The organism is Streptomyces sp. NPDC001153, from assembly GCF_053598315.1.
This window is the reverse complement of record NZ_JBSFJZ010000117.1, coordinates 1-4,426: the sequence shown is the minus strand read 5'-3', so window position 1 is coordinate 4,426 and position 4,426 is coordinate 1. Positions and strand designations below refer to the sequence as shown.

The 4,426-nt window shown below is 65.6% G+C and carries 2 protein-coding genes and 1 pseudogene; 2 read left to right on the top strand and 1 reads right to left on the bottom strand.

Features of this window, described 5'->3' with window-relative positions:
- Positions 1 to 616: 616 nt before the first annotated feature.
- Complete coding sequence (locus ACWDEN_RS47900) at positions 617 to 1,774, top strand: PP2C family protein-serine/threonine phosphatase (RefSeq protein ID WP_450864431.1); 1,158 nt, start codon at positions 617 to 619, stop codon at positions 1,772 to 1,774.
- Positions 1,775 to 2,057: 283 nt separating this feature from the next.
- Here the strand turns inward: ACWDEN_RS47900 and ACWDEN_RS47895 are convergent, their stop codons facing one another.
- A complete protein-coding gene (locus ACWDEN_RS47895) occupies positions 2,058 to 2,651 on the bottom strand; it encodes a hypothetical protein (RefSeq protein ID WP_450864429.1) in 594 nt (197 codons plus the stop codon).
- Positions 2,652 to 2,915: 264 nt separating this feature from the next.
- Here ACWDEN_RS47895 and ACWDEN_RS47890 point away from each other — a divergent pair.
- Positions 2,916 to 4,154, top strand: a pseudogene (locus tag ACWDEN_RS47890) (IS256 family transposase).
- The last annotated feature ends 272 nt before the right edge of the window (positions 4,155 to 4,426 follow it).

The following is a 4,426-nucleotide window of genomic DNA, read 5'->3' as shown; positions in this document are numbered from 1 at the left end:
ACTCTTCGGGATAAGGCTTGGGCACAGCGACATCCTTCCCACCAGCCCCATAGGGCAAGCCAGTTCAGATGTCACCCGATCGTGCGGCAGACCCGAACACGCCGTGGCTGGGGCGGTCGGCTCCGCGACTTTAGCCAGCCGCTTTGGCGCGAGCCTCGAAGATCATGGCCCCAACGTCGTGCTTTACCGGGCAGGTCCACAGACTGCCCGACGCGCCGGAAGCTTACGGGGCCATGATCACTCGCGCCAAAGCAGCTCCCGGCCAAAGTCGCTACGCCGACCGCTCGGTACCGTGCACCACGAGGGACGGCGGGTCAGTCGTCACCCCAGCCGCGGAACGTCCCTGCCCAGCGGCGGAGACTCGCCCTGATCAAGCCCGGCCGGCATCCACAAAGCTTGTGACCTACCACACATGACCCCGCATGCCCGTATATGTCCGTTTCAATTGATAGAATCATCAGAATGGATGATCTGATCCTAGAGGGAGCAGCGCATGGCATTCACTTTCCGCGACCCTGCGTGTACGGCTCCGCGTGGCATGCAGGAGCCACACCTGATGCATCACCGAGCCAGGCCGTCACTCGTTCACTCGCGCACCTTGCCGCAACCACGATCCATGCTGACCATCACCCTGCTGTTCATTCTGGCGATCACACTCATCGATCTTCAGGTGCCTGGCGCAGTTCATCTCGGCGACTTGCTGATCATGGCGCCTGTACTCACTTCCTGGTACGCGAGCTCCCGGGTCACCGGACTTGTCGGCGTCATGGCCGTGTCGGCTTTGATGGCCATCTACCTGGTCCGCCAATCGGTGAACCCGCCACAGGCGGCTGCCCTCATTGCGACCTCGGTGGCCGTCGTGATCGCCCGGTACCTGACGGAACGGGGACAGCGAAAGCTGGTCCAGCTGCGCGCAGTCGCCGAGGCCACGCAACGCGCCATACTGCCTCCCCTCCCCCACCGACTCGGCCCTCTTCACCTGGCCTCGACGTACCTGGCGGCAGAGGACGAAGCACGCATCGGCGGAGATCTCTACGCCGCCGTGCGCACGCCCACGGGAACACGGTTGATCATCGGCGACGTACGAGGCAAGGGCCTGGCGGCGGTCGGCAACGCCGCCCACACCATCAGCACGTTCCGCGACGCCGCCCGCCGGCTGACCACGCTGCCGGAACTCGCCGCCTACCTGGATTCAAGCGTCCGCAGCGACGCATCCGAAGCAGTGAGCCCCGAACAGACCGAAGAGGCGTTCGTCACCGCCACTCTCCTCGAAATCCCCGACGCCGAGCCCCTCGTGCGGAGCGTCACCTGCGGACACCCCCCACCGCTACTCCTACGAGCGCACGACGTCGTGCCCCTGGAAGCCGGCCAACCCGCGCCCCCGCTGGGCCTGGGCGCATTGACGCAAACCACCTACCACCTCGACACCTTCGCCCTAGGGGCCGAAGACACCCTCCTCCTCTACACCGACGGTGCCATCGAAGCCCGCAATACCGACGGCGAGTTCTACCCGCTCGCCAAACGACTCACCCACCAGAACCACCGCCATTCCACGGCACTCCTCAACCATCTCCGCGGCGACCTTCTCAACCACGTCGGCGGCCGACTCGACGACGACGCCGCCTTGATCGCCATCCAACGTCAACCCGCTGACGGCATAGCGCCATCGGTTGACCAATCGACCTGTGATGAGTGGGGCGTCTCGATGTCCTTCGATATGCGGTCACGCAGCACTTCTGGCCTGGGGGAACGACCCAGTGCAGTACAGCAGTGAAGTACAGCAACCACCACGACCGCCACGGACCGCCAACGGTACTTGGCGACCAGTTGACCAGCCCACCTGACCTCAATGACCATCCTGCCCATAGTTCGCATCGAGGGGGCCAGGCAACGGGAACCACTAGCGGCCCCGGGGGTATCCCTGGGGCCGTCTGTGGGCCGTCCGAGGGCGGCCGACGACGACAGATGACGACAGCCGAAGGCAGCCCTCCCCTGGTGAGCGATGGTGGGTTGGGTACCGGCGCAGGCGCCCATCAGCGAAGCAGTGTTGAGGAACATCAGTCCTCGGCCGCGTCGCGGGAGGGCGGGAGTAAGCGGGAGGGCGGGAGTAAGAGGTCGCGCTCCGGATGTCTCTCACCGGTGACGTTCCCCGAGATGCCCAGGTCTTGCCGGGCCGCTTCATGGAAGGTGTTGATCGCCCGGAACGCGGCGCGATGCCGTTCACGCCATTCGCTGAGAGTCCCTGTGAGCTTTCCTTCCGCCTGCCAGACGATCTCGGCAAGCAGTGAGTTCAGCTCATGGCCAGCCTCGATCGCATCGTCGCCGCCGAAGAGCATGACCCGTTCGAAGGCAGACCCCCAGCGTTGGCTTGCTTCAGCTAGGTCCCTGCGAAGCTCTTCCTTGGGCCTGTGATCTTCACGCAGCCCTTCTCTGACCTCGTACACCCGAACGGACGCGGCGATCCGCGCCTTCGCAGCGTCCACGTACTCCGCGTACGTCTCGACCTTCTTGTCGTCCCACCGGGTCATGAGTTGATGGCGGATCTTGCTCCGCTCCATGAGGTGGTTGGTGACATGGGTGGACAGCGCACCAAGCAGTACGGCTCCTATCGTCACGAACTGCTCGCCCGTCCCCATCCCGCCCCCAGCCATAACTCCTCGAAGATGACCAGATGATCTTACGAGCGCTCGTCGTCTGGAATCACTGGAAGGCCGAAAGCGACGGTGCCCGGTTGAGCCGAACCATGCGCCATTCGGCTCATCGCCTGGAGGCACGGGAGCGGGGTTGCGTCCTTGGAAGTGGTGTACGGGTTCGACCTGATCCGGGGGTTTGCTCCGGCGTCGGGGTGATGCCCGCATAGACGCACGGCCACCGGCTGATCTTCGAGGTGTCGAAGCCCGAAGGAGATCAGCACGATGACCGCACCCGACAGTCTGCCCCTGCGTGCCCTCGCCAAAGACAACCTCGCCGCGGCGAGTCCTGATCTGCTGCGCGCGATGGTCAAGACGTTCGTCGACGCACTCATGTCCGCCGAGGCCGACGCCCTCTGCAACGCCGAATACGGCCAGGTCAGCGAGGAGAGAGTCAACCACCGCAACGGTTACCGCCCACGCGAGTGGGACACAAGGGCCGGCACGATCGAGCTGGCCATCCCCAAGCTCAGGTCCGGCAGCTACTTCCCGCACTGGCTGCTGGAACGCCGGCGCCGGGCCGAACAGGCCCTGATCTCGGTCGTGGCCACCGCCTATCTGCTCGGTGTCAGCACCCGCCGGGTCGAGAAACTCGCCGAGTCGCTCGGCGTCACGCAGCTGTCGAAGTCGTAGGTCTCGGCGATGGCCCGGCACCTGGACGAGCAGGTCACCGCATTCCGCAACCGCCCGTTGGACGCCGGGCCGTATGCGTTCATCTGGGTGGATGCGCTGACTCAGAAGGTCCGCGAGGGCGGCCGCATCATCAACGTCCACGCCCTGATCGCGGTGGGCGTGAACGCCGACGGCCACCGGGAAATCCTCGGCCTGGACGTCGCCACCGCCGAGGACGGTGCCGGCTGGCTGGCGTTCCTGCGCTCGCTCATCGCCCGCGGCCTGTCCGGCGTCCAGCTGGTCGTCTCCGACGCCCACGCCGGCCTCATCGACGCTGTCGGTGCCGTTTTGCCCGGCGCCTCCTGGCAGAGGTGCCGCACCCACCACGCCCGCAACTTGCTGAGCCAGGTGCCCAAGTCGGCCCAGCCGTGGGTGGCCACGCTGCTGCGGACGGTCTTCGAACAGCCCGACACCGACGCGGTGAAGGCCCAGATGCGGCATGTCCTGGACGCACTGGAGGCGAAGTTCCCCAAAGCCGCCGAGCACCTGGATGCTGCTCAGCACGACCTGCTGGCCTTCGCCACGTTCCCGCGTGAGATCTGGCGGCAGATCTGGTCCAACAACCCGCAGGAGAGGCTGAACAAGGAGATCCGCCGCCGCACCGACGTCGTGGGCATCTTCCCCGACCGCACCGCCCTGATCCACCTGGTCGGCGCGGTGCTGGCCGAACAGAACGACGAGTGGACCGAAGCCCGCCGCTACATGGGACTCGACCTGCTGGCCAAGGCCCGCCTCCACCCGATCGAGTCAGAAACCGACGACACCGTCCTGCCCACCGAACTCACCGCATAGCCTCGAAAACAAGATCACCGAGTGGCCGTCAATACACCACCTCGGCTGACGTGACCGAGAGCGGCAGAGCGCAACCGTGCCCTCCACGTGCCCGATCCAGCAGCTTCTGCCGGGGAACAGCGGGGAGCCACAGTCATCGCACCCAGAACACGCAGGTCAGCGTCTCGGCAGGTAAGCAGCTACTGAACTTGAACTCGTGATGTCGGCCCAGAGTCTCGCCGTGCCGCCGGGGCGGCTGCTCTACGATCCCGTGCTTGCCAACCGTGAGGCGA

Coding starts and splice junctions, on each gene's coding strand:
- ACWDEN_RS47900 (WP_450864431.1), top strand. CDS start 617: ATGCTGACCATCACCCTGCTGTTCATTCTGGCGATCACACTCATCGAT.
- ACWDEN_RS47895 (WP_450864429.1), bottom strand. CDS start 2,651: ATGGCTGGGGGCGGGATGGGGACGGGCGAGCAGTTCGTGACGATAGGA.